We start from the raw sequence: 21,449 nt of genomic DNA on the forward strand, positions 1-21,449 counted from the left end.
GTCACGCCCCTGCCTTCGTGACGCCGACGGTGGTGTCGGGCAGGGCCTGCTCCGGAATGTCGAGCTGGCCGGTGTCGTGGAATTCGAGCTGGCGGCGGCGGTTGGCCACGATGCCCTCGGGGCGGAAGCGCATCAGGATGATGAGCGCGAGGCCGAAGGCGAGGAGCTGGTACTCCTTCAGGAAGCCGAGCTTCTCGGGGAGGAGGTAGAGCAGCGAGGCGCCGAGGATCGGGCCGTTGACGGTGCCCATGCCGCCGAGGACGACCGCGGCGAGCAGGAAGGCGGAGTTGGGCGGCACCGAGCCGGCGAACTGATAGGGGGCCGGGTTGACGCTGTAGCCCACGTGGGCGCTGACGGTGCCGGCGAGGCCGGCGAGCGAGGCGCCCAGCGCGAAGGCGATGAGCTTGACGCGGAAGCCGTTGATGCCCATGGCGGTGGCGGCGGTCTCGTCCTCGCGGATGGCGATCCACGAGCGGCCGATACGGGAGTCGGCGGCGCGGTTGAAGACGACGACCACGATCGCCGTGATGATCAGCATCAGCAGGAAGTAGTTCGCGAACCGGCCGAGGGTGACCCCGACGACGTCGTGGCTGCTGCCGAAGTTGAACCCGAAGATGGTGAGGTCCGGGATCATGGAGATGCCGTTGGGGCCGTTGGTGAGGTTGGGCCCGGAGGAACCGTCCATGTTGTTGACGGAGATGCGGAAGATCTCTCCGAAGCCGAGGGTCACGATGGCGAGGTAGTCACCGCGCAGCCGCAGCGTCGGGGCTCCGATGAGGACACCGAAGACGAGCGACGCGGCCATGCCCGTCAGCATCGCGGCCCAGAAGGGGAACTGGACGCCGGAGAAGCGGGAGAACTCCGAGCCGGAGACGAGGGCCGCGGCGTAGGCGCCGACACCGAGGAAGGCGACGTATCCGAGGTCGAGGAGACCGGTGAGGCCGACGACGATGTTGAGGCCGAGGGCGACGGTGGCGACGACGAGGATGTTCACGCCGAGGTTCGAGTTGTGCTCGTTGTTCTCGACGAAGGGGAACAGCGCCGCGGCCAGGAACGCCATCGAGGTGGCGAAGCCCTTGTGGCGGGCGTTGAGGGCGGCGAACCGGTCGAAGAGGCCCGCGGTCATCAGCGCCCAGACGCCGAAGACGACCAGCAGCAGATAGCCGAGGAACGTTTCGCTCGCCTCGGGGTCGACGCCGACACCGTAGGCGAAGATGATCAGTGCCGCGGCGGTGGCGCCGGTGATGACGAGGCGCTCGCCCCAGACCGGGAGCTTGGCGGCCGGCGGGATGTTCTCCGGCTTGGTGACGTAGTCCTTGAAGGTGTCGCCCGGCTTGGGCAGCGCGAGCGCTCCGAGGACCGCGATCAGGGAACCGACGGCGGTGACGTAGGCACCGGGGTCCAGGGCGACGAGGCCTTTGAGGTCCACGGCGATGGCGATGGCGCTGAACCAGCTGACCGCGAAGGCGGAGCAGGACGCGAGGACGACGGGCTGGGTGGCGCCCGCCGGGTTGAGCCAGCCGAGGCCGCGCACGTTCCACAGGGTCAGCGCGAAGAGCAGGGTGACGGCGCCGGCGACGAGGTCGAGGATCTGGAGACCGGCCGGGGAGCCGTAGTACGTGAGGTCCCCGGGGAATTCGTCCGTGTACGTCCAGGACATGAACGTACTGGCGATGGTGGCGACGGCGCCGACCGCGACGAGGACGCGGGCGACGGCCTGCGGCAGTGCGATCAGCCCGCGCTCCGGGGCCGTGGTGTCGATGGATGCCATGGTGCTCACGCCCTGTCCGCGACGCGTTCGCCGACCAGGCCTTGTGGCCTGAACAGCAAGACGAGGATGAGGAGGACGAAGGCCCAGACGGAGGACCAGCCGCCGCCGCCGAGCTGCTGCATGCCCGGGATGCCGTCGATGTAGGAGGTGGCCAGGGTCTCGGCGAGGCCGAGGACGAGACCGCCGATCATGGCGCCGTAGATGTTGCCGATGCCGCCGAGGACGGCCGCGGTGAAGGCCTTGAGGCCCATCTGGAAGCCCATGTCGTACTTGATGGTGCCGTAGCGCAGGCCGTACGCGACGGCCGCGACCGCGGCGAAGAAGCCGCCGATGGCGAAGGCGATCACGATGATGCGGTTCGTGTCGATGCCCATCAGCTGCGCGGTGTCCGGGTCCTGCGCGGTGGCCTGCATGGCACGGCCGGTGCGCGAGAGACGGACGAAGAAGGCGAGGGCGGCCATGCAGATCGGGGCGGCGACGATGACGAAGAAGGAGCCGCTCTGGATGCTGACGGAACCGATGTGCCAGGGCCCGAAGGGGAGCTGCGGGAACTTGAGGTCGTTCTTGGCGTTCGGGTACCCGTTGAAGACGACCTGCTGGAGCGCCAGCGAGAGACCGATGGCGGTGATGAGCGGTGCGAGGCGTGGTGCTCCGCGCAGTGGTCGGTAGGCGAAGCGTTCCGCCCCGACGGCGATGAGGACGGAGACGAGGCCGCCGCCTATCAGCATCGCTGGGAGGGCTATCCACATGGTGGTGCCGTCGGGCAGGACATACAGGTAGACCGTGAGCGCGCCGAAGCCGCCGGTCATGAAGATCTCGCCGTGGGCGAAGTTGATGAGCTGGACGATGCCGTACACCATCGTGTAGCCGATGGCGATCAGCCCGTACATCGAGCCGAGGAACAGCCCGTTGGCCAGCTGCTGCGGCAGGGTGTTCACCGCATGGCCTCCATGTGGTGGGGAGTGTTGAGCAGGGCGTATGAAGCGGGCCGCGCGGTGACGGGTGGTCTGGCCGCGCGGCCCTTGGATGGTGCTAGCGGCAGTGTGGATCAGCCGTTGAACGTGCCGCTCTTGACGGCCTTCCACTTGCCGTCGACGACCTGGTAGACGGTGAGCTGCTTGTTCGTGGTGTCACCGAACTCGTCGAAGGAGACGGGGCCGGCGATGCCGTCGAACTTGGTCTTCTGGACCTCGGCGACGATCTTGGCGCGAGCGTCGTCCGGGACCTTGCCGTCCTTCACGACGTTGCCGATCGCCTTGATGATGGCGGTCGCGGCGTCGTAGGAGTAGCCGCCGTAGGTGCCGTAGTCGCCCTTGAGGCCGGAGGCCTTGTACTTCTTGATGAACTCGGCGGCGGAGGGCAGCGAGTCGACGGGCTGGCCGACGGAGGTCACGAGGTCGCCCTCGGACGTCTTGCCGGCGGTCTCGATGTAGGTCGGGGTGAACATGCCGTCACCACCGAACAGCGGGATCTTGGCTCCGCCGTCCTTGAGCTGCTTGGTGAGCTTCTCCGACTCGTCGTACTGGCCGCCGTAGTACACGAGGTCGGCCTTCGACTTCTTGATCTTGGTGACGAGGGCCGAGAAGTCCGTGTCGCCCGTGTTGACGTGGTCCTCGCCCGCGACCTTGCCGCCCGACTTGGTGAAGCCCGCCTTGAACAGCTTGGCGAGGCCGGCACCGTAGGTCTGCTTGTCGTCGACGACGAACACCTTGCGCTTCTTCAGCGTGTTGTAGGCGTAGTCGGCCGCGAAGCCGCCCTGGAGGGCGTCGGTGGTGGCGGTGCGGAAGTACGTCTTGAACGGACGCGACTTCGACGTCTGCCAGTTCTTGCCCTGGGTCAGCTCGGGAGCCGTGTTGGACGGCGAGATCTCGACCAGGTTGGCCGTGGCGAAGACCTGCTGCATCTGCGTGGCGACACCGGAGTTGAGCGGGCCGACGACGCCGAGGACCTTGTCGTTCTGGACCAGCTGGGTGGCGTTCGACTGGCCCTGGGCCGGGATCGCCTTGTCGTCGAGCGCCTGGACCTTGAAGGTCACGCCGGGAACGGTGTTGTTCTTGTTGGCGTCGTTGACGGCGATCTGGACGCCGCCCTGGATGCCGAGGCCGGTGGCCGAGTTCTGGCCGGTCAGCGGCGCGTCGACGCCGATGATGATCTCGGTCTTCTTGCCGCTGTCCTTGCTGTCCCCGCCGTCGTCGCGCGAGCCGCAGGCGGTCAGCGTGAGTGCTCCCGTGGTGAGCACGGAGGTGAGTATGACCAAAGAACGGTGTCGCACGTTGATTCCTCTCCCTGGCGCGGCACCCCAAGGTGGGGGCCGTGAGTCTCGCCGGGCCGTACTGGGTGAAACAGGCCGTGCAGCAGACGCGCCCGGCGGCGCGGTGACTGGCCGTGACTCTAAGCGCAGGTAGGGGGCATGGGGAGGAGCGCGGGGAAGGCTGTGACGCTCTTGTTATGCGGGGGCTGTCCCGGTGGGCGCAGGCCGGACGATCGGACTATTTGGGCGCAGCGGTCCGGGGGGCACCGTGTGTTCGCATGCTGAGAACGCCCAGTTCCGGTTCATGACGTCGACCGGACCCGGCCGAACCGGCGGGTGGCCGCCGCCTTCCGTGGGACGAGATCCGGACACGGCCGCGGCCGGGCCATTGCTTCATTACGGCAGAGGTAACCCACTGTTACCGCCGTGTGAGGTCGCGGCGGGTGTCCCGGTGGGACGAAGTGGGCGCGGGCGAACTCGGGTTGGGGAAGCAGGCGGCGTGCAGGTCGGCCCACAGGTCCCGCGGGTAGGCGCCGCCGAAGAGAAAGCTCTGCTGCTGCCGAGCGGTCCTGTTGCTGAGGAGCAGGTCGAGGTGCGGGAGGTCGAGGGCCGGCGGGAGCGCGTTGCACTTGTATACGGAGATGCGCACCGTGATCAGCCGGGGCGAGCCCGCCTTCACTGTCAGTGGCAGGCCGGGGGTCGTGGTGGCCCCCAACTCCGGCAGTCCTGCGCCCACTTGATGGACGGTGACCGGGCTGCCGCGCGAGACGTCGACCTCGAAGCGGAAGGTGGCGGGCGCCGGGCCCCGGCCCTTGTAGTACACGTTCGTGACGCCTGCCGGCCAGGGGTACGGGTTAGGGGTGTCCTGTCCGGCCGGGTCCGGGCGCAGCAGGAGGAAGGCGCCGGTGACGGTCGCGGCAACCAGAAGGGCCTGGACGAGACGCTGCCGGGAGCGCGGCAGGGCGTCCCAACGGGCGCGGGCGCGCGAGGAGTTCGACCACAGGAGGTCGGGTGGCGGGTCCTGGTGGGGGCCGTCGGGGTCATCGGGGTGGAACGGCTCGACGGGCCCGATGCCGGTCATGCCTCACGCTAAGCCGGAGCCGGTGACTCCGCCAATGGGACCCGTGGCACGAGGAGTTGGCCGCACCCGCCACCGAGCCGTCTTGGCATGCGGGCGGCATTGGTCCTTGATCGCCCCGGGTTGCTATAACGGCGGACGAGCCGGACGGACCGGGCAGCGTGCCCCGTCTCCGTACAAGGACGTCGGCGGGGGACCGCCGGCCGGGTCCCGCGCACACGAGGGGTGGGCATGGAACGGTCGGCGACCTGTGTGTTCCTCGCGGGCATCGGCAACTCCGGGCCGCAGCACTGGCAGTCCCTGTGGCGCGGTCGGCTCCCCGGCAGCGTCTGGGTGGAGCACGACATATGGGACGAACCCGACCGCGACGCGTGGGTGCGCGACCTGGACTCCGCGCTGGGCTCGATCGCGGGGCCGAAGGTCCTCGTCGCCCACAGCCTCGGCTGTTCGGTGCTGGCCGAGTGGGCCGTCGACCACGCCGACGAGGGCGTCGTCGGAGCGTTCCTGGTCGCCATGCCCGATCCGCACGGTCCCGGATTCCCCGCGGCGGCGGTCGGCTTCGACGCTCCCCGGCACGAGCCGCTGCCCTTTCCGGCCGTGCTCGTCGCCAGTGAGGACGATCCCTACGGATCCATGGAGTACGCCGTGGCGGCCGCCGGGCGGCTGGGTGCCCCGCTGGTGAACGTCGGCCCCAAGGGGCACATCAACGCGGAGTCGGGGCTGGGCGACTGGCCGGAGGGCTGGTCCCTGTTCACCGAGCGCTTCCCGGACTGATCCGCTCCGCCGGGCCGTTCGGCTCGATGGGACCGAGTCGCTCCGCCGGGCCGTTCGGCTGGATCTGGCTGATCTGCTCCACCGGACTCATCTGCTCCGTCGGACTCGTCCGCTCCAGCGGCGTGCGCCGTCGTCGCACTCCGGTGCGGCGACCCGCGCGCCGCGGGAAGAGGCGCGCCCGCCGGTGGGAAGGGGCGCGCCAGGAGACGGCGCGCCGCAGGGCCGGCCGGGCGCGCGCCAGGAAGAGGGTGCGCGCCCCTGGTCCGTCGTCGGGCGAGGGGCGCGGCCGGACGTCAGAGGCCGGGCGCGTCCTTGAGAATGCAGGTGAGCCGCGCGCTGCAGACGCGCTTGCCGTCCTCGTCCGTGATGGCGATCTCGTACGTCGCCGACGTGCGGCCCCGGTGCACGGGCGTGGCCACGCCGGTGACCAGGCCGGAGCGCACTCCGCGGTGATGCGTGCAGTTCAGGTCGACGCCCACGGCGATCTTGGTGATGCCGCCGTGCAGCATCGCGCCGACGGAGCCGATGGTCTCGGCGAGGACGGCGGAGGCGCCCCCGTGCAGCAGGCCGTAGGGCTGGGTGTTGCCCTCGACCGGCATGGTGCCGACGACCCGGTCCGCGGAGGCCTCGACGATCTGCACGCCCATCCGGGTGCCGAGGTGGCCCGCGGAGAACAGCGCGGGCAGGTCGACGCCCAGGGCGGCGTACTCGTCGATGACCTCTTGCGGGAACTTCACGGGATGCTGCTCGCCCATCGGGCCCGGCTCCGTTCGTCGTGGATCACGTCGTCGTGGATCACTGTTTCTGAGCAAACGCTCAGTCGGTTGCCGATTGTTCCAGACGGACGACGACGGACTTGCTGGCAGGGGTGTTGCTGGTGTCCGCGGTGGCGTCCAGCGGGACGAGGACGTTGGTCTCCGGGTAGTACGCCGCCGCGCAGCCCCGCGCGGTCGGATAGTGCACGACGCGGAAGCCGGGCGCGCGCCGCTCGACGCCGTCCTTCCACTCGCCGACGAGGTCCACGTACGAACCGTCGGCGAGCTTCAGCTCCCGGGCGTCCTCGGGGTTCACCAGCACCACGCGACGGCCGTTCTTTATGCCCCGATATCGGTCGTCCAGGCCGTAGATGGTCGTGTTGTACTGATCGTGCGAGCGCAGGGTCTGGAGCAGCAGGCGGCCCTCGGGGATCTCCGGGTACTCGACGGGCGCGGCCGTGAAGTTGGCCTTGCCGGTGGCCGTGGGGAAGCGGCGCTCGTCGCGCGGGGCGTGCGGGAGGGTGAATCCCCCGGGGTGCGCCACGCGCGCGTTGAAGTCCTCGAAGCCGGGGACGACGCGCGCTATGCGGTCGCGGATCGTCGCGTAGTCCTTCTCGAACTCCTCCCAGGGGGTGGCGCTGCGCTCGCCCAGCACCCGACGGGCCAGCCGGCACACGATGGCGGGCTCCGACAGCAGCCGAGGGCTCGCCGGATCCAGCCGGCCGCGCGAGGCGTGCACCATGCCCATGGAGTCCTCGACGGTCACGAACTGTTCGCCGCCGCCCTGGAGATCGCGCTCCGTGCGGCCGAGGGTGGGCAGGATCAGCGCACGCGCGCCCGTGACCACGTGCGAACGGTTCAGCTTCGTCGACACGTGCACCGTCAGCCGGGCACGGCGCATCGCCGCCTCCGTCACGTCCGTGTCGGGGGAGGCCGCGACGAAGTTGCCGCCCATCGCGAAGAACACCTTCGCCTCGCCGTCCCGCAGGGCCCGGATGGCGCGTACGACGTCGAAGCCGTGCTCGCGCGGCGGCGCGAACCCGAACTCCTTCTCCAGGGCGTCCAGGAAGGCGGGGGCGGGCCGCTCGAAGATGCCCATCGTCCGGTCGCCCTGCACGTTCGAGTGGCCGCGCACCGGGCAGACACCCGCACCGGGGCGGCCGATGTTGCCGCGCAGCAGCAGGAAGTTGACGACCTCACGGATGGTGGGGACCGAGTGCTTGTGCTGGGTGAGGCCCATCGCCCAGCACACGATGGTGCGCCGCGAGGCCAGAACCATGCGCAGGGCCTCGTCGATCCGCTCACGGGTCAGACCGGTCGCGGCGAGCGTCTCGTCCCAGTCCGCGCCGCCGGCGGCCGCGGCGAACTCCTCGTACCCGTGCGTGTGTTCCCGGACGAACTCCTCGTCGACGGCACCGTCCGTGTCCAGGATCAGCTTGTTCAGCAGGCGGAACAGCGCCTGGTCGCCGCCGAGGCGGATCTGCAGGAACAGGTCGGTGAGCGCCGCGCCCTTGAGCATGCCCTGGGGGGTCTGCGGGTTCTTGAAACGCCCCAGGCCCGCCTCGGGCAGCGGGTTGACCGTGATGATCTTCGCGCCGTTCGCCTTGGCCTTCTCCAGCGCCGAGAGCATCCGGGGGTGGTTCGTGCCGGGGTTCTGCCCGGCCACGATGATCAGATCCGCCTTGTGGAGGTCGTCGAGCAGGACACTGCCCTTGCCGATGCCTATCGTCTCGGAGAGGGCGGACCCCGACGACTCGTGGCACATGTTCGAGCAGTCCGGCAGGTTGTTCGTGCCCAGCTCACGGGCGAACAGCTGATACAGGAAAGCGGCCTCGTTGCTGGTGCGCCCGGAGGTGTAGAAGACGGCCTCGTCGGGTGAGCCGAGCGCCGTGATCTCCTCGGCGACGATGTCGAAGGCACGCTCCCAGGTCACCGGCTCGTACCGGTCGGCGCCGTCCGCCAGATACATGGGGTGGGTCAGGCGGCCCTGCTGGCCCAGCCAGTAGCCGCTGCGGGTCGCGAGATCGGCCACGGGGTGCGCGGCGAAGAAGTCGGGGGTGACCCGGCGCAGCGTGGCCTCCTCGGCGACCGCCTTCGCGCCGTTCTCGCAGAACTCCGCCGTGTGCCGGTGCTCGGGCTCGGGCCACGCGCAGCCCGGACAGTCGAAGCCGTCCTTCTGGTTGACCCTGAGGAGGGTGAGCGCGGTACGCCGCACCCCCATCTGCTGCTGCGCGACGCGCAGGGTGTGCCCGATCGCGGGCAGCCCGGCGGCCGCGTGCTTCGGCTCGGCGACCTGCGGTGCGTCCTGGACCGGATCGCTCTTCGGAGGCTTGCTGGCCATCGCCCACCCCTTCACGTGCACAGTCAGCTGTACGACACCTCGTACCTCGGCCGAAATCCTCGCATGTCGTGCCGGCAGGCCCCCCGCCGGGCCCGCGGTGTCCGGCCCCGCGGGCGCTCGCACCGGGCCGGGAGGGCTCTCGATGTCAGTGAGGCGTGGCAGGATCGGGGGCGTGGCAGAAACAGCATCGAAGAAGACCGAGAAAACCGCAGGTGCGGGTCGTCCGCGGCTGATGCTCATGGACGGGCACTCGCTGGCGTACCGCGCGTTCTTCGCGCTGCCCGCGGAGAATTTCACCACCGCGACCGGCCAGCCGACGAACGCAATCTACGGTTTCGCGTCGATGCTGGCGAACACGCTGCGCGACGAGGCGCCCACGCACTTCGCGGTGGCCTTCGACGTCTCGCGCAAGACCTGGCGCTCCGAGGAGTTCACCGAGTACAAGGCGAACAGGTCGAAGACCCCGGACGAGTTCAAGGGGCAGGTCGAGCTGATCGGCGAGCTGCTCGACGCGATGCACGTCCAGCGCTTCGCGGTCGACGGCTTCGAGGCCGACGACATCATCGCCACGCTCGCCACCCAGGCCGAGGCCGAGGGCTTCGAGGTGCTGATCGTCACCGGCGACCGCGACTCGTTCCAGCTGGTCTCCGAGCACACCACCGTGCTCTATCCGACGAAGGGCGTCTCGGAGCTGACCCGGTTCACCCCGGAGAAGGTCGTCGAGAAGTACGGGCTGACGCCGGCCCAGTACCCCGACTTCGCGGCCCTGCGCGGCGACCCGTCCGACAACCTGCCGGGCATTCCGGGCGTCGGCGAGAAGACCGCCGCGAAGTGGATCAACCAGTTCGGGTCGTTCGCGGACCTCGTCGAGCGCGTCGACGAGGTCAAGGGCAAGGCCGGACAGAACCTGCGCGACCACCTGGAAGCGGTGAAGCTCAACCGCCGCCTCACCGAGATGGTCAAGGACGTGGAGCTGTCCCGCACGGTCCCCGACCTGGAGCGCGCGGCGTACGACCGCAAGGCCGTCGCGATGGTCCTGGACACCCTGGAGATCCGCAACCCCTCGCTGCGCGAGCGGCTCCTCGCCGTCGACCCGGGGTCCGACGAGGCCGAGGCGGCCCAGCCGGTGGCCGAGGGCGTCGAGGTGGACGGCACGGTGCTGGGCGCGGGCGAGCTGAAGCCGTGGCTCGCCGAGCACGGCACGGCGGTCCTCGGCGTGGCCACCGTCGACTCGTGGGGCCTGGGCACCGGCTCCGTGGCCGAGGTCGCGCTCGCCGCCGGGGACGGTGCCGCCGCCTGGTTCGACCCCTCCCAGCTGGACGAGGCCGACGAGAACGCGTTCGCGACATGGCTCGCCGACCCCGCGAAGCCCAAGATCATGCACAACGCCAAGGGCGCGATGCGGGTCTTCGCCGAGCACGGCTGGAGCATCGAGGGCGTGTCCATGGACACCGCGCTCGCCGCCTATCTGGTCAAGCCCGGCCGTCGCTCCTTCGCACTGGACGCGCTGTCCCTGGAGTACCTGGGCCGGGAGCTCGGACCCGCCGCCGCGGCCGACGGGCAGCTCGCCTTCGGCACCGACGACCGGGCCGAGGCCGACGCGCTGATGGCACAGGCCCGCACGATTCTCGACCTGGGCGAGACGTTCGTGGGCAAGCTGGAGGAGGTCGGAGCCACCGACCTGCTGCGCGACATGGAGCTGCCCACGTCCGCGCTGCTCGCCCGCATGGAGCGCTTCGGCATCGCCGCGGACAGGGCCCATCTGGAGGCCATGGAGCAGATGTTCGCGGGCGCCGTGCAGCAGGCGGTGAAGGAGGCCCACGCCGCCGCCGGGCACGAGTTCAACCTCGGCTCGCCCAAGCAGCTGCAGGAAGTGCTCTTCGGCGAGCTGGCCCTGCCGAAGACCAAGAAGACCAAGACGGGTTACACGACGGACGCGGACGCCCTCGCGTGGCTCGCGACGCAGACCGACAACGAACTGCCCGTGATCATGCTCCGCCATCGCGAACAGGCGAAGCTGCGCTCGACGGTCGAGGGTCTGATCAAGACGGTCGCGGCGGACGGCCGCATCCACACCACGTTCAATCAGACCGTCGCGGCGACGGGCCGCCTCTCCTCCACGGACCCGAACCTCCAGAACATCCCGGTCCGCACGGACGAGGGACGCGCGATCCGCCGGGGCTTCGTGGTCGGCGAGGGCTTCGAGTCCCTGATGACCGCGGACTACAGCCAGATCGAACTGCGCGTGATGGCCCACCTGTCCGAGGACGAGGGGCTGCTGGAGGCGTTCACCTCCGGCGAGGACCTCCACACCACGGTCGCCTCCCAGGTGTTCTCCGTGGAGCGGTCCGGAGTCGACGCGGAGATGCGCCGCAAGATCAAGGCGATGTCGTACGGCCTGGCCTACGGGCTGTCGGCCTTCGGCCTCTCGCAGCAGCTGAACATCGAGGCGGGCGAGGCCCGTGCGCTGATGGACACCTACTTCGAGCGCTTCGGCGGGGTGCGGGACTATCTGCGCCGGGTGGTCGACGAGGCGCGCGCGACGGGATACACGGCGACGCTCTTCGGCCGCCGCCGCTACCTGCCGGACCTCAACAGCGACAACCGGCAGCGCCGCGAGGCGGCCGAGCGGATGGCGCTGAACGCCCCGATCCAGGGCACGGCGGCGGACATCGTCAAGATCGCCATGCTGAATGTGGACCGGGCGCTGCGCGAGGCGGACCTGAAGTCCCGCATGCTCCTCCAGGTGCACGACGAAATCGTCCTGGAGGTCGCCCCGGGCGAGCGCGAGCGGACCGAGGAGCTGCTGCGCCGCGAGATGGCGTCGGCGGTGCAGCTCCGGGCTCCCCTCGACGTGTCCGTCGGCACGGGCACGGACTGGGAGTCGGCGGCGCACTAGAGCCGTTCCCCGGCATCCCCGCCGGGCTTCGGCGGGGATGCCGGGCCTTTCCGGCGGAGGCGCTCCGCTCATCGGGCGGCCGCCGGGCCTCGGAGGGGGTGCTGTCTCCGGGGTGCTGCCTCCGGGCGAGCCGGTCCTCGGGGGCCGGTCCGAGGGGGCTTGGTCCGAGGGGGCCGGTCCGAGGGGGCTTGGTCCTGGAGGGCCGGTCACCGGGAGGGCCGGTAGGGGGGAAGCGCGGCCCGGTGGGCCGGTGCAGGAAGAGGCCGCCGGCAAGGCCGGTGCAGGAAGGTGCCGCCGGCAGGACCGGCGCGGGCAGGCCCCGCCGGGAAGCCCGTGCTGGATGGCCCGCCGGGAGGGCCGGCACCCTGAGGACAGGCCCGGCAGGGCAGCCGCGGGGACCGCGTCGACTCCGGGGCCGTCACCCGCGTGGCCCCCGCAAAGACGCCCCCGGGCCGGAGCGGCCGCAAGGATGCGGGCATGGGTATACGCATGCTCCACCGCCGTACGGTCATGGCCACCGCCGTCGTCTGTGCGGCCACGGCCGTCGTCCCGGCGCTGCTCGCGCCGATGCCCGCTGTCGCCGCGGGAGCCGGTACCGCTCAGGTGCCCGCCGCGTACCGCACCCCCCGGGACCCCGAACGCGCCGCCCGGAAGTCCCGCGACATCCCGGCGGCGCCGGCGTCCCGCACAGGCACCGTCCCGGCAGCGGTCCACGAGGACCACACCGGGCTCAGTTGCGCCCGCGCGAGCGAGCGGCAGTGCGACGAGGCGAGCGGCGCCCGGGGCGTGCTCATGGAGGCCGTCCTGCGCCTCGCGGAGACACGGCTGCCGGGAGTCCTCACCGACGCCCGTTCCTTCCTGAAGACCCGCACCCACGGACTGATGCCGCTCGGCCGGATCGGCGGCGACGGACGGCGCCTGCCCTCCGGCACGGCGCGTCGGCAGGCGACACACCCCGAGGACGGCCCGCTGCTCAGGGCCCGGCACGGGTGGCGGGTGCACGGCGTCGGCGCGTTCAAGGGCACCCACCGCACCTACCGCATGATCGTCCTGACCCGAGACAACCCGACGACGCCCTACCAGGTCCGCACCATCGGACGGATCGCGACCATCGGACGCATCGCGCAGGCCGTGCACCGCGGCCTCAACCAGGGCCGCGGCCTGATCCAGGGACTCAGCCCGCAGAGCGTGATCGGTCAGGATCCGGGCGGCCCGGCTTCGTACGAACCGCTGCCGGGCCGGGACGACCCGGAGCAGGACGCCACACCCTGATCGCGGCCGCGTACAGCGCGAGGCCGAGCACCAGCCCCGCACCCCCGCCGAAGCACACCGTCGGGATCAATTCCCAGGGCTTCGCGGTGGAACCCCAGTAGGCCCACCAGCGCGAGGCCCGCTGCACCGCACCCAGCAGTGCGCAGCACCCGAGCACGGCGGCGGCGAGCCACCGGTCGGACGAGGACAGCACGGGCACCCCCACGGGCTCGCCGGGGGGCGTCCGGCGCAGCGCGACGACCACGAAGGCGACGAGCACGACCGCCGCCACGGCCGAACTGCCGTACTGCGCGTACCAGAACAGCGGCGAGCCGCCCACGTCACGTCCCAGGACGGGGAAGAGCCGCACGCCCCACCGGTCGTGGTGCGTGAACGCGTCCCACACGACATGGGTCAGCCCGCCGAGCACCGCGGAGACGTACCACCACAGGGCTGTCGACCACTGGGGACGCGTACGGGCCGTGCCACAGCGCAGCAGCCGGGCCGGACGCCCCTGCGCGGCGGCCGGCAGCAGCGCCACCAGCGGTTCGCGGAGCACCAGCCAGGCGGCCACGAGTGCCCACGCGACGAGCACGTCGAAGGAGAGGACACCGGGCAACGAGTGCGTGAACGTGCCGAAATCCATCGCCCCGGGCAGCACACTCGCCGCGTAGTAGGTCATGTCGGGAGCGAACGAGCCGGCCACCAGTACGGCGGGGACCAGTCGGCCGCGCCCCGTCCCGTCGCCGCGCACGCCCGGCAGCACCGCGGCGGCGTGGCTGAGAGTGAAGGGCAAGTCGTCCCCCTGCGACTAGGGTTGGCCGAGCATGCCCGGCACCGTGATCACCGACGCCCAGTATGAGGGACGGCGGGACATGGCCAACCGGTGAAAATCGGGCGCGAACGGGTGCCCGCGCGACGGAAGTTGTCGTAGGGTCACCTGGGTTGCCGTGCTGGGGACACGGGAACGTCGAACATCAGAGCAAAAGTGCGAAGCGGCCCACGGGGAACCGCGAAGCACAAGAGAATCTCTGAATACAAGAGAATCGCACAGCACAACCGCACAGACGCACAACCGCACAGCGGACCACAGGTGTACGGGCGGTCGTCCACGGGAGGGGTTCACTCGATGTCGGCGCAGGCGCATTTCGGCAGGAGGCTGCGCAAGGGAGCGGCCACCACCGCTGTGGCCGCGGTCGCGGTCGCGGCTCTGGCCGCGTCCCAGGCCCCGGGAGTGACGACCGACAATCGCGGCAGACAGACGACCGGCTCCGATTCCACGCCGAGCCCGGACAACGACGACACCGCGACCGGCAACTCGCGCTACTACACGGACCTTCCGCCGCTGGACAGCCCCAGCCCGTCGCCGACCGTCGGCACCCCGGTGTCCCGGGGCGAGGCCGAGGCCGGCATCCCCGCGACCGTCCTCGACGCCTACAAGAAGGCCGAGGCGTCCCTGCGCGAGTCCAAGCCCGGCTGCAACCTGCCCTGGCAGCTGCTCGCCGCCATCGGCAAGGTCGAGTCGGGCCAGGCCCGCGGCGGCCGGGTCGACGCCTCCGGCACCACGTACTCGCCGATCCTCGGCCCCGTCCTGAACGGCAACGGCTTCGCGAACATCAGCGACACCGACAACGGCGCGTACGACGGCGACAGCACGCACGACCGCGCGGTGGGCCCGATGCAGTTCATCCCGTCCACCTGGGAGTGGGCGGGCCGCGACGGCAACGCCGACGGCAAGAAGGACCCCAACAACATCTACGACGCGGCGCTCGCCGCCGGGCACTACCTGTGCCGCTTCGACCACGACATGTCGGTCCAGGCGCAGATGAACGCGTCGATCCTCAGCTACAACAACTCGACGGCCTACCTCAACACCGTCCTGTCCTGGCTGGAGTACTACCGCAAGGGCACGCACGAGGTGCCGGACGGCACCGGCACGCTGCCGTCGCACAACAGCGACGACGGCTCCGGGACCCTCCCGACGCCGACTCCGCCCGCCACCCAGGCGCCGCCGTCCAAGCCCGCCGAGCCGTCCGAGCCCGGCAAGCCGGGCAAGCCGAAGCCGGGCGACGGCTCGTCGAGCCCGACCCCGCCCACCTCGCCGCCGTCGACCACCCCGCCTCCGACCACGCCCACCCCGACGCCGACGCAGACGGTGGACCACCTGGAGGACGCGGGCACCGGGAAGCTCACCGCCATGGCGGGCGACGCCTTCGACCGGAAGGTCGCCGTGCGGACCGAGACCGAGGACGGCAAGGCCGTGGCGAAGGTCCGGGTGCGGTTCACCATCGTCGGTGACGCCACGGACGCCACGTTCAGCGGCGGAGAGACGGTCGCCACGGTGGTCACCGACAAGCTGGGCACGGCGACCGCGCCCGCGCTGGTGGCCGGCGAGAAGACCGGTGACTTCACGGTCCGCGCCACCGTGGTCGGCCGCGTCATGTCCGGCCTCGACTACACGGCGACCGTCACCGCGCGCCAGGCCGACACCCTCACCCGCACCGGCGACGCCGCGCTCACCTGCGTGCCGGGCGGCGAGTTCGCCGAGCAGGTCGAGGTGAAGGCCACGTACAAGGGTGCCGTCGCGGACAAGGTCGCGGCCACCGCGACCCTCGTCAAGTCGGCCGACGACGCCACCGCGAACGACAAGGGCCCCTACTTCAAGGACGCGGACGGCAAGACCGTACGCACCTTCACGGGCCTGACCACGGACGCCGACGGCGTGCTCAAGCTCCCCAAGCTGTACGCGGACGACACCACTGGCACCTTCCTGCTCCGCATCGACACCGCGGGCGGCGCGACGCTGACCGTCGAGCTGAAGGTGGCGGCGGCCGCCTCGTAGGACCCGTTGCACCGCGGCGCCCCTCCGGTTTCCTCCGGAGGGGCGCCGCCGTGTGTGTGCGACGTGTTCTCATCTCGCCCCGCCGTTGCTACGGTGCCGGACCTGACGGTGTATCAGCTCATGGTTCCCGGGAGGCCCGTATGCGTGCCCTCATCGCCGCCGCGACCGGTCTCGCCGTGGCCCTCGCCCTGGTGCTGACCATCACGGCCATGGGCTCGCCGGCCGGCAGCACCTCACCGAAGCCGATGCTGACGACCGTGCCCGCACACCCGTAGCCCGCGGCCCGCGCCCGAGGCCCGCCTTCGGGCCACGAGGCCCGTGCCGGCCCGTCCGCAACACCCAGGGAGGGACGCCGAGATGCGCCGCAAGGCAAGCCTGATCCTGCTCGCCTTCGCCGTGTTCTTCACGGCGCTGTCCCCGCTGCTGCGCTGGTACGCCTTCCCGCGCCTGGCGAAGATCCCCGCCGGCCAGTACCAGGACATGGTCCTGGAGGCGAAGGACGCGACCCTCCTCGACTACGACACGATGAAGGCAAGGAAGGTCCCCAAGGTCACCATCGTGCAGACCCTGAGGGGCAACGTCGAGGCGTCCGAGAAGATAGAGCGGACCGCGGGCCGCGACGTCGTGGTCTGGGACTCCCTCTCCTACGTCCAGGGCCCCGACGGGAAGATGGTCTCCAAGCTGCCCGAGCGCTACATCTTCGACGCGCACAGCCAGGAACCCGTCCACGCCACCGGCGAATCCGTCGACGGCGACCCCGTCACCCGCCGGGGCATCGAGTTCAAGTGGCCCTTCCGGACGGAGAAGCGGGACTACGAGTACTTCGACGCGCAGACCCGGACCTCGGCCCCCATCCACTACAAGGGCACCCGGACCTTCCGCGGCGTCGAGGTCTACTACTTCGAGCAGACCATCCCCTGGACCAAGGTCAAGTTCCCCAAGATCATGCCGGTCGAGGGCATCACCCCCGAGTCGGTCGCCAAGACTGGCACCACTCGCTGGTACACCACGGTCCGCAAGTTCTGGGTGGAACCGGTCACCGGAGCGCCCGTGTACGCCGAGGAGATCCACAAGGAGGAACTCCGCGGCGGCACCCTGCTCGGCGACCGCGACAAGGTGACGGCGTTCGCCGGGCACGTGAAGATGCGCGAGGACTACATCGAGTACACGGTCGACCTGGTCGAATCCAACCGCACCCTGGTCCTCCTGATGACCTCCTACCTCCCGTGGGGCTTCCTCGCACTCGGCGCCGGGCTGCTGTCCCTCTCCCTCTGGCTGGAGGCCCGCGGTCGGCGGCCGGGGGACCCGGAACCCGCCGGGGTCACCGAACCGGAGCCGGTCGGCGTCTGACCGGTCACGTCAGCCGGTCGGCGTCTGTGACCGGCCCCGTCAAGCCGGTCGGCGTCTGACCGGTCACGTCCTGCGCAGTCGGGCGTTCGTGTGCCGGGTCGGCTCCGCCTTCGCCGGGTCCTCCGGCCACGGGTGCTTGGGGTACCGCCCCCGCAGCTCGGCCCGCACCGCCCGGTAGCCGTCCTTCCAGAAGGAGGCGAGGTCGGCCGTGACGGCGGCGGGACGGCCGGCGGGGGAGAGGAGGTGCACGAGCAGGGGCACACCGGCGATCCGGGGCGTCTCGGCCAGGCCGAACATCTCCTGGAGCTTCACCGCCAGGACCGGACGCTCAGGGTCGGCGTAGTCGATCCGGATTCCGGACCCACTGGGGACCTCGACGCGCTCCGGCGCGAGCTCGTCCAGCCGCGCGGCGTCCCCGCTCGCCCACGGAAGCAGCCGGGTGAGGCCCTGCCCCGCGTCGATCCGTCCCAGATCGGCGCGCCGACGCGCCCGGCCGAGCTCCGGCTCCAGCCACTCGTCCACGCGCGCGTGCAGGGCGTCGTCGGACACGTCGGGCCAGGGATCGCCCAGGTGCGCGTGCAGGAAGGCCAGGCGCTGCCGCAGCGTCTCGGCGTCCCGCGTCCACCGCAGCAGCCCGAACCCCTCGGTGCGCAGCCCCTGCACCAGCGCCTCGCGTACGAGTCCGGAGCCGGCGTCCCGGACCGGACGTACCGCCAGCTCCACCGCCCCGAGCCGTTCGACCCGGCGCGCGACGACGTCGCCGTCGGCCCAGCCGACCTCGTCGCCCTCGGCGTACAGGTGCGCCGCCGCCCGCCGGGCCGTCTCCTCGTCGATGACGGCGCCGAGCCGCACGCGCGCGTGCCCGGCGCCCACCGGCCTGTCGGCCACGGCGACAGCGAGCCAGGGAGCGGCCCGCAGACCCGTGCCGTCCCCCAGCTCGGCCCGGGTCCCGGACGCCATCAGATAGGAGCCGCCGTGCGAGCGTGCGACGCGCTCGGGGAAGGCGAGGGCGGCGACGAGGCCCGCGACGTGATCGTCCCCGGTCCGCGCCGCGACGCCCCGCCCGGCAGCGGAGGACGACGACAGCGCCGGCGACGGCCGGGCGGATCCGTCCCGGGCGGGTCCCGGCGCCTGCCGGGTGGCCGCCTCCGGGGTGAGCTCTTGCGACGGTCGGGAGGACCTTTCCGGGATGGGACCCGGCTGCGAGGGTCCCGGTGCCGACATGGTCCGCAGGCGCTTCGCCTCCGCCCGCCACCGGCCGGCGTAGGCGTCACCGCCACGCCGGGCGGCACGCCAGGCCGCGGCGAGATCGTCGCCGTACTCCCTCGGTGGCTCCTCGCTCAGCAGGGCGACGACCTCGGCGGCACGGGCCACGCCGACGTCGGGCGCCGCGTCCAGCAGGGCGCGGGCGAGCCGGGGGTGCAGCCCGAGCCGGGACATGCGGGCACCCCGGTCCGTCGCCCGCCCGGAATCGTCCACCGCGCCCACCGCCGACAGCACCGCGCGCGCCGCGGCCATCGCCCCGCCCGGCGGCGCGTCGAGGAGAGCCAGTCCCGTCGCGTCCGGGTCGCCCCAGCAGGCCGCCTGGAGGGCGAACGCCGTCAGGTCCGCCACCTTGATCTCCGGTGCGGGGAAGCGGGCCAGCCGCCCGTCCTCCGCCTCCGTCCAGCACCGGTACACCGCTCCGGGGGCCTCACGTCCGGCCCGTCCGGCCCGCTGCCGCCCGGCCGCCTGCGAGGCCCGTACGGTCGTCAGGGCGCTCAGCCCGCGCGCGTGGTCCACACGCGGCTCCCGCGCCAGCCCGGAGTCGACCACCACCCGCACACCGGGCACCGTCAGCGAGGACTCGGCGACCGAGGTCGCGAGAACCACCCGTCGCCGCGCCCCGGGGGAGAGCACGGCGTCCTGCACGGCGGCCGGCGCCCGCCCGTGCACCTGGAGCACGTCCACGTCACCCCGGCCCGTCGGATCCCCCAGCTGCCCGGCGACCCGCGCGATCTCCCCCACCCCTGGGAGGAAGCACAGGACGTCCCCCTCGCGCTCGGCCAGCGCCCGCCGCACCACCGAGGCCACGTGCGTCAGGAGCGCCGGGTCCACCCGCATGCCGTGCGGCGGGCGGACGGGGCGGGCGGGTGGCGCCCAGACCACCTCGACCGGATACGACACGCCCTGGGCCTCGACCACCGGCGCGTCGCCCAGCAGCCGGGCCCACCCCTGCGCGTCCGTCGTCGCCGAGGCCGCCACCAGCCGCAGCTCCGGCCGCAGGGCGGCCCGCACGTCCCACAGGAAGGCCGCCACCGTGTCGGCGTCCAGATGCCGCTCGTGGCACTCGTCCAGCACGACCACGTCGACGTCCGCCAGCTCCTGGTCCCGCTGGAGCCGCTGCAACAGCACACCGGTCGTGACGACCTCCACGCGCGCGTGAGGGCCGACCACCCGCTCCCCGCGCACCGTGTAGCCGACGCTCTCGCCGACCTTCTCACCGAGCAGCCACGCCATGCGCCGCGCGGCGGCCCGGGCCGCGATCCGCCGAGGCTCCGCGACGACGACCCGGCGCGCCGGCCGCCCGTCGTCCAGGAGACCGGCGAGCACGAGCGGCACCAGGGTCGTCTTGCCGGTGCCGGGCGGCGCGACGAGCACCGCGGTGCCGTGGCCCTCCAGGGCGTCGTCCAGGCCGGGCAGGGCGCCGCGCACGGGCAGCGCGTCCAGAGCGTCGTAGCGGATCACGCCCCCCAGTCTCGTACGCGGGTGGAAGCGGCCTCCACGCGCGCGTGCCGCACCGCGGCACAGGCGGCCGGCGCCCGTGTCAGTCGCGCTCGCAGACGAAGATCGCCGTCCCGGGGATGAGGTTCCCGCGCAGCGGTGACCAGCCGCCCCACTCCTGGGTGTTCCAGGCGGGCCACTGCGGCTCGACGAGGTCGACCAGCCGGAAGCCGCCGGCCACCACGTCACGGACGCGGTCCCCGATCGTCCGGTGGTGCTCGACGTACACCGCGCGGCCCTCCTCGTCCTGCTCAACGTACGGAGTGCGGTCGAAGTACGAGGCGGAGACGCTCAGCCCCTCCGGGCCCGGCTCGTCGGGGAACGCCCAGCGGATCGGGTGCGTCACGGAGAAGACGAAGCGGCCGCCCGGCCGCAGCACCCGGCGCACCTCCCGCAGGACCCGCACCGGGTCGGCGACGAAAGGCAGCGCCCCGTAGGCCGAGCACGCCAGGTCGAAGGAGCCGTCCGCGAAGGGCAGGGCGCCCGCGTCGGCCTCCACCAGCGGCACGCCGCCACCTATGCGCAGCGCGTGCTGGAGCTGGCGGTGGGAGAGGTCCAGGGCCACGGGCCGCGCCCCCTGCCCGGCCAGCCAGCGAGAGCACTGGGCCGCGCCGGCGCCGATCTCCAGGACGTCCTTGTCCTTGAGATCCTCCGGCGGCCCGAGGAGCTCGGCCTCCACCTCGTCGAGGCCCTCGGGCCCCCATACGAACCGGTCATCGCCGAGGAACGTGCCGTGTTCGACCTGGTACTCGTCCGCGTTCCGGTCCCACCAGCCGCGGTTCGCGCGCGAGCTCTCCGCGGCGTCCGCGGTACGACGGGTTGCTTCCGGTTCGAACGCTTCGGGCTCTTGGATGATCGGCTCCCTCGTAATAGTCTGCGGGCCACCGTCCGACCCGCCTCGGGGGTGTCACGACAGGGGTGCCCCAGGGCCCGCGTGGCCTCGTGTGACAGGTTTTGTGCCGGGTATGCGGCGATCCGCCCCGGGTGTGCGCCTTCGCGCATTGACCCTGCCCGGCTGCCCCCGTATGCTACAAGTTGCGCTGCGGGCCTGCGCTCCTCAGACGTAGCAGGCTGCGCTCGCATCTGTATGTATGTCCCCTCGGTTGTCGAGGCGCCCCCCGGGTCACCGGTTTCGGCGCTTCCTTGGCTGTCCGGCTTCTGCAGAGCGAAACAGGCTCCCGGCGCAAGCAGTACCTACGACTCAATGTCCGTACCGGAGCCCTTTCCCACATGACGAGCAGCACCGAGACCACCGCCACCACCCCGCAGGTTGCGGTCAACGACATCGGTAACGAGGAAGCCTTCCTCGCCGCGATCGACGAGACGATCAAGTACTTCAACGACGGCGACATCGTCGACGGCGTCATCGTGAAG

15 protein-coding genes are annotated in these 21,449 nt (G+C 71.5%); 6 read left to right on the plus strand and 9 right to left on the minus strand.

From position 1 onward, the window contains the following. Nucleotide 1 precedes the first annotated feature (1 nt). The 4 genes from ABEB03_RS08895 to ABEB03_RS08910 form a co-directional block, all read right to left on the minus strand. Nucleotides 2-1,771, minus strand: a complete 1,770-nt coding sequence (locus tag ABEB03_RS08895) for a branched-chain amino acid ABC transporter permease (protein WP_345644193.1) — start codon at nucleotides 1,769-1,771, stop codon at nucleotides 2-4. Nucleotides 1,772-1,776: 5 nt separating this feature from the next. Then, on the minus strand, nucleotides 1,777-2,709 hold the full coding sequence (locus ABEB03_RS08900; RefSeq protein WP_028803097.1) for a branched-chain amino acid ABC transporter permease: 933 nt from the start codon (nucleotides 2,707-2,709) through the stop codon (nucleotides 1,777-1,779). A gap of 110 nt (nucleotides 2,710-2,819) precedes the next feature. After that, entirely contained in the window at nucleotides 2,820-4,043 is a 1,224-nt protein-coding gene (locus tag ABEB03_RS08905) for a branched-chain amino acid ABC transporter substrate-binding protein (RefSeq protein ID WP_199791461.1), read from the minus strand. A 397-nt stretch (nucleotides 4,044-4,440) separates the two neighbouring features. Further along, nucleotides 4,441-5,103: a hypothetical protein gene (locus ABEB03_RS08910; RefSeq protein WP_345643958.1), complete on the minus strand. Its 663-nt coding sequence runs from the start codon at nucleotides 5,101-5,103 to the stop codon at nucleotides 4,441-4,443. Between the two features lie 228 nt (nucleotides 5,104-5,331). On the opposite strand from ABEB03_RS08910, the gene ABEB03_RS08915 reads away from it, so the two are divergent. Beyond that, nucleotides 5,332-5,874, plus strand: coding sequence for an RBBP9/YdeN family alpha/beta hydrolase (locus ABEB03_RS08915; protein ID WP_345643961.1), 543 nt, complete (start codon nucleotides 5,332-5,334; stop codon nucleotides 5,872-5,874). A 293-nt stretch (nucleotides 5,875-6,167) separates the two neighbouring features. Here ABEB03_RS08915 and ABEB03_RS08920 read toward each other — a convergent pair whose 3' ends face one another. Further along, the gene (locus ABEB03_RS08920) at nucleotides 6,168-6,629 is read right to left on the minus strand and encodes a PaaI family thioesterase (protein WP_345643964.1); all 462 of its coding nucleotides are present in this window, start codon (nucleotides 6,627-6,629) and stop codon (nucleotides 6,168-6,170) included. A gap of 61 nt (nucleotides 6,630-6,690) precedes the next feature. Continuing rightward, complete coding sequence (locus tag ABEB03_RS08925; protein ID WP_345643967.1) at nucleotides 6,691-8,970, minus strand: FdhF/YdeP family oxidoreductase; 2,280 nt, start codon at nucleotides 8,968-8,970, stop codon at nucleotides 6,691-6,693. A 172-nt stretch (nucleotides 8,971-9,142) separates the two neighbouring features. Here ABEB03_RS08925 and polA point away from each other — a divergent pair, with 172 nt between their 5' ends. Continuing rightward, complete coding sequence (gene polA / locus ABEB03_RS08930) at nucleotides 9,143-11,869, plus strand: DNA polymerase I (protein WP_345643970.1); 2,727 nt, start codon at nucleotides 9,143-9,145, stop codon at nucleotides 11,867-11,869. 477 nt (nucleotides 11,870-12,346) lie between these two features. Further along, on the plus strand, nucleotides 12,347-13,141 hold the full coding sequence (locus tag ABEB03_RS08935; protein ID WP_345643973.1) for a hypothetical protein: 795 nt from the start codon (nucleotides 12,347-12,349) through the stop codon (nucleotides 13,139-13,141). Here ABEB03_RS08935 and ABEB03_RS08940 read toward each other — a convergent pair. After that, nucleotides 13,044-13,916, minus strand: coding sequence for a DUF4184 family protein (locus ABEB03_RS08940; RefSeq protein ID WP_345643976.1), 873 nt, complete (start codon nucleotides 13,914-13,916; stop codon nucleotides 13,044-13,046). The genes ABEB03_RS08935 and ABEB03_RS08940 overlap by 98 nt on opposite strands. Nucleotides 13,917-14,249: 333 nt before the next feature. Between ABEB03_RS08940 and ABEB03_RS08945 the strand changes: the two genes are divergently transcribed. The 3 genes from ABEB03_RS08945 (at nucleotide 14,250) to ABEB03_RS08955 (ending at nucleotide 17,312) form a co-directional block, all read left to right on the plus strand. Continuing rightward, a complete protein-coding gene (locus ABEB03_RS08945; RefSeq protein WP_345643979.1) occupies nucleotides 14,250-15,962 on the plus strand; it encodes a lytic transglycosylase domain-containing protein in 1,713 nt (570 codons plus the stop codon). A 140-nt stretch (nucleotides 15,963-16,102) separates the two neighbouring features. After that, nucleotides 16,103-16,237 carry an SPW_0924 family protein gene (locus ABEB03_RS08950; protein ID WP_345643982.1) on the plus strand — a complete coding sequence of 45 codons (135 nt, stop codon included), beginning with the start codon at nucleotides 16,103-16,105 and terminating at the stop codon, nucleotides 16,235-16,237. An 82-nt stretch (nucleotides 16,238-16,319) separates the two neighbouring features. Beyond that, nucleotides 16,320-17,312, plus strand: coding sequence for a PorA family protein (locus tag ABEB03_RS08955; RefSeq protein WP_345643985.1), 993 nt, complete (start codon nucleotides 16,320-16,322; stop codon nucleotides 17,310-17,312). Nucleotides 17,313-17,375: 63 nt separating this feature from the next. On the opposite strand, the gene ABEB03_RS08960 is transcribed toward ABEB03_RS08955, so the two are convergent. Further along, nucleotides 17,376-20,039, minus strand: a complete 2,664-nt coding sequence (locus ABEB03_RS08960) for an ATP-dependent RNA helicase (RefSeq protein WP_345643988.1) — start codon at nucleotides 20,037-20,039, stop codon at nucleotides 17,376-17,378. A 79-nt stretch (nucleotides 20,040-20,118) separates the two neighbouring features. Then, complete coding sequence (locus tag ABEB03_RS08965) at nucleotides 20,119-20,946, minus strand: class I SAM-dependent methyltransferase (protein WP_425589207.1); 828 nt, start codon at nucleotides 20,944-20,946, stop codon at nucleotides 20,119-20,121. Between the last annotated feature and the right edge of the window lie 503 nt (nucleotides 20,947-21,449).

The sequence above is a fragment of the Streptomyces siamensis genome, assembly GCF_039543605.1.
GTDB classification, from domain to species: Bacteria; Actinomycetota; Actinomycetes; order Streptomycetales; family Streptomycetaceae; genus Streptomyces; species Streptomyces siamensis.

Excerpts from the sequence above, each read along its gene's own strand:
- ABEB03_RS08950 (WP_345643982.1), top strand. The coding sequence starts at position 16,103 with ATGCGTGCCCTCATCGCCGCCGCGACCGGTCTCGCCGTGGCCCTCGCC.
- ABEB03_RS08920 (WP_345643964.1), bottom strand. The coding sequence starts at position 6,629 with ATGGGCGAGCAGCATCCCGTGAAGTTCCCGCAAGAGGTCATCGACGAG.
- ABEB03_RS08895 (WP_345644193.1), bottom strand. The coding sequence starts at position 1,771 with ATGGCATCCATCGACACCACGGCCCCGGAGCGCGGGCTGATCGCACTG.
- ABEB03_RS08925 (WP_345643967.1), bottom strand. The coding sequence starts at position 8,970 with ATGGCCAGCAAGCCTCCGAAGAGCGATCCGGTCCAGGACGCACCGCAG.
- ABEB03_RS08955 (WP_345643985.1), top strand. The coding sequence starts at position 16,320 with ATGCGCCGCAAGGCAAGCCTGATCCTGCTCGCCTTCGCCGTGTTCTTC.
- ABEB03_RS08915 (WP_345643961.1), top strand. The coding sequence starts at position 5,332 with ATGGAACGGTCGGCGACCTGTGTGTTCCTCGCGGGCATCGGCAACTCC.
- ABEB03_RS08945 (WP_345643979.1), top strand. The coding sequence starts at position 14,250 with ATGTCGGCGCAGGCGCATTTCGGCAGGAGGCTGCGCAAGGGAGCGGCC.
- ABEB03_RS08935 (WP_345643973.1), top strand. The coding sequence starts at position 12,347 with ATGGGTATACGCATGCTCCACCGCCGTACGGTCATGGCCACCGCCGTC.
- ABEB03_RS08910 (WP_345643958.1), bottom strand. The coding sequence starts at position 5,103 with ATGACCGGCATCGGGCCCGTCGAGCCGTTCCACCCCGATGACCCCGAC.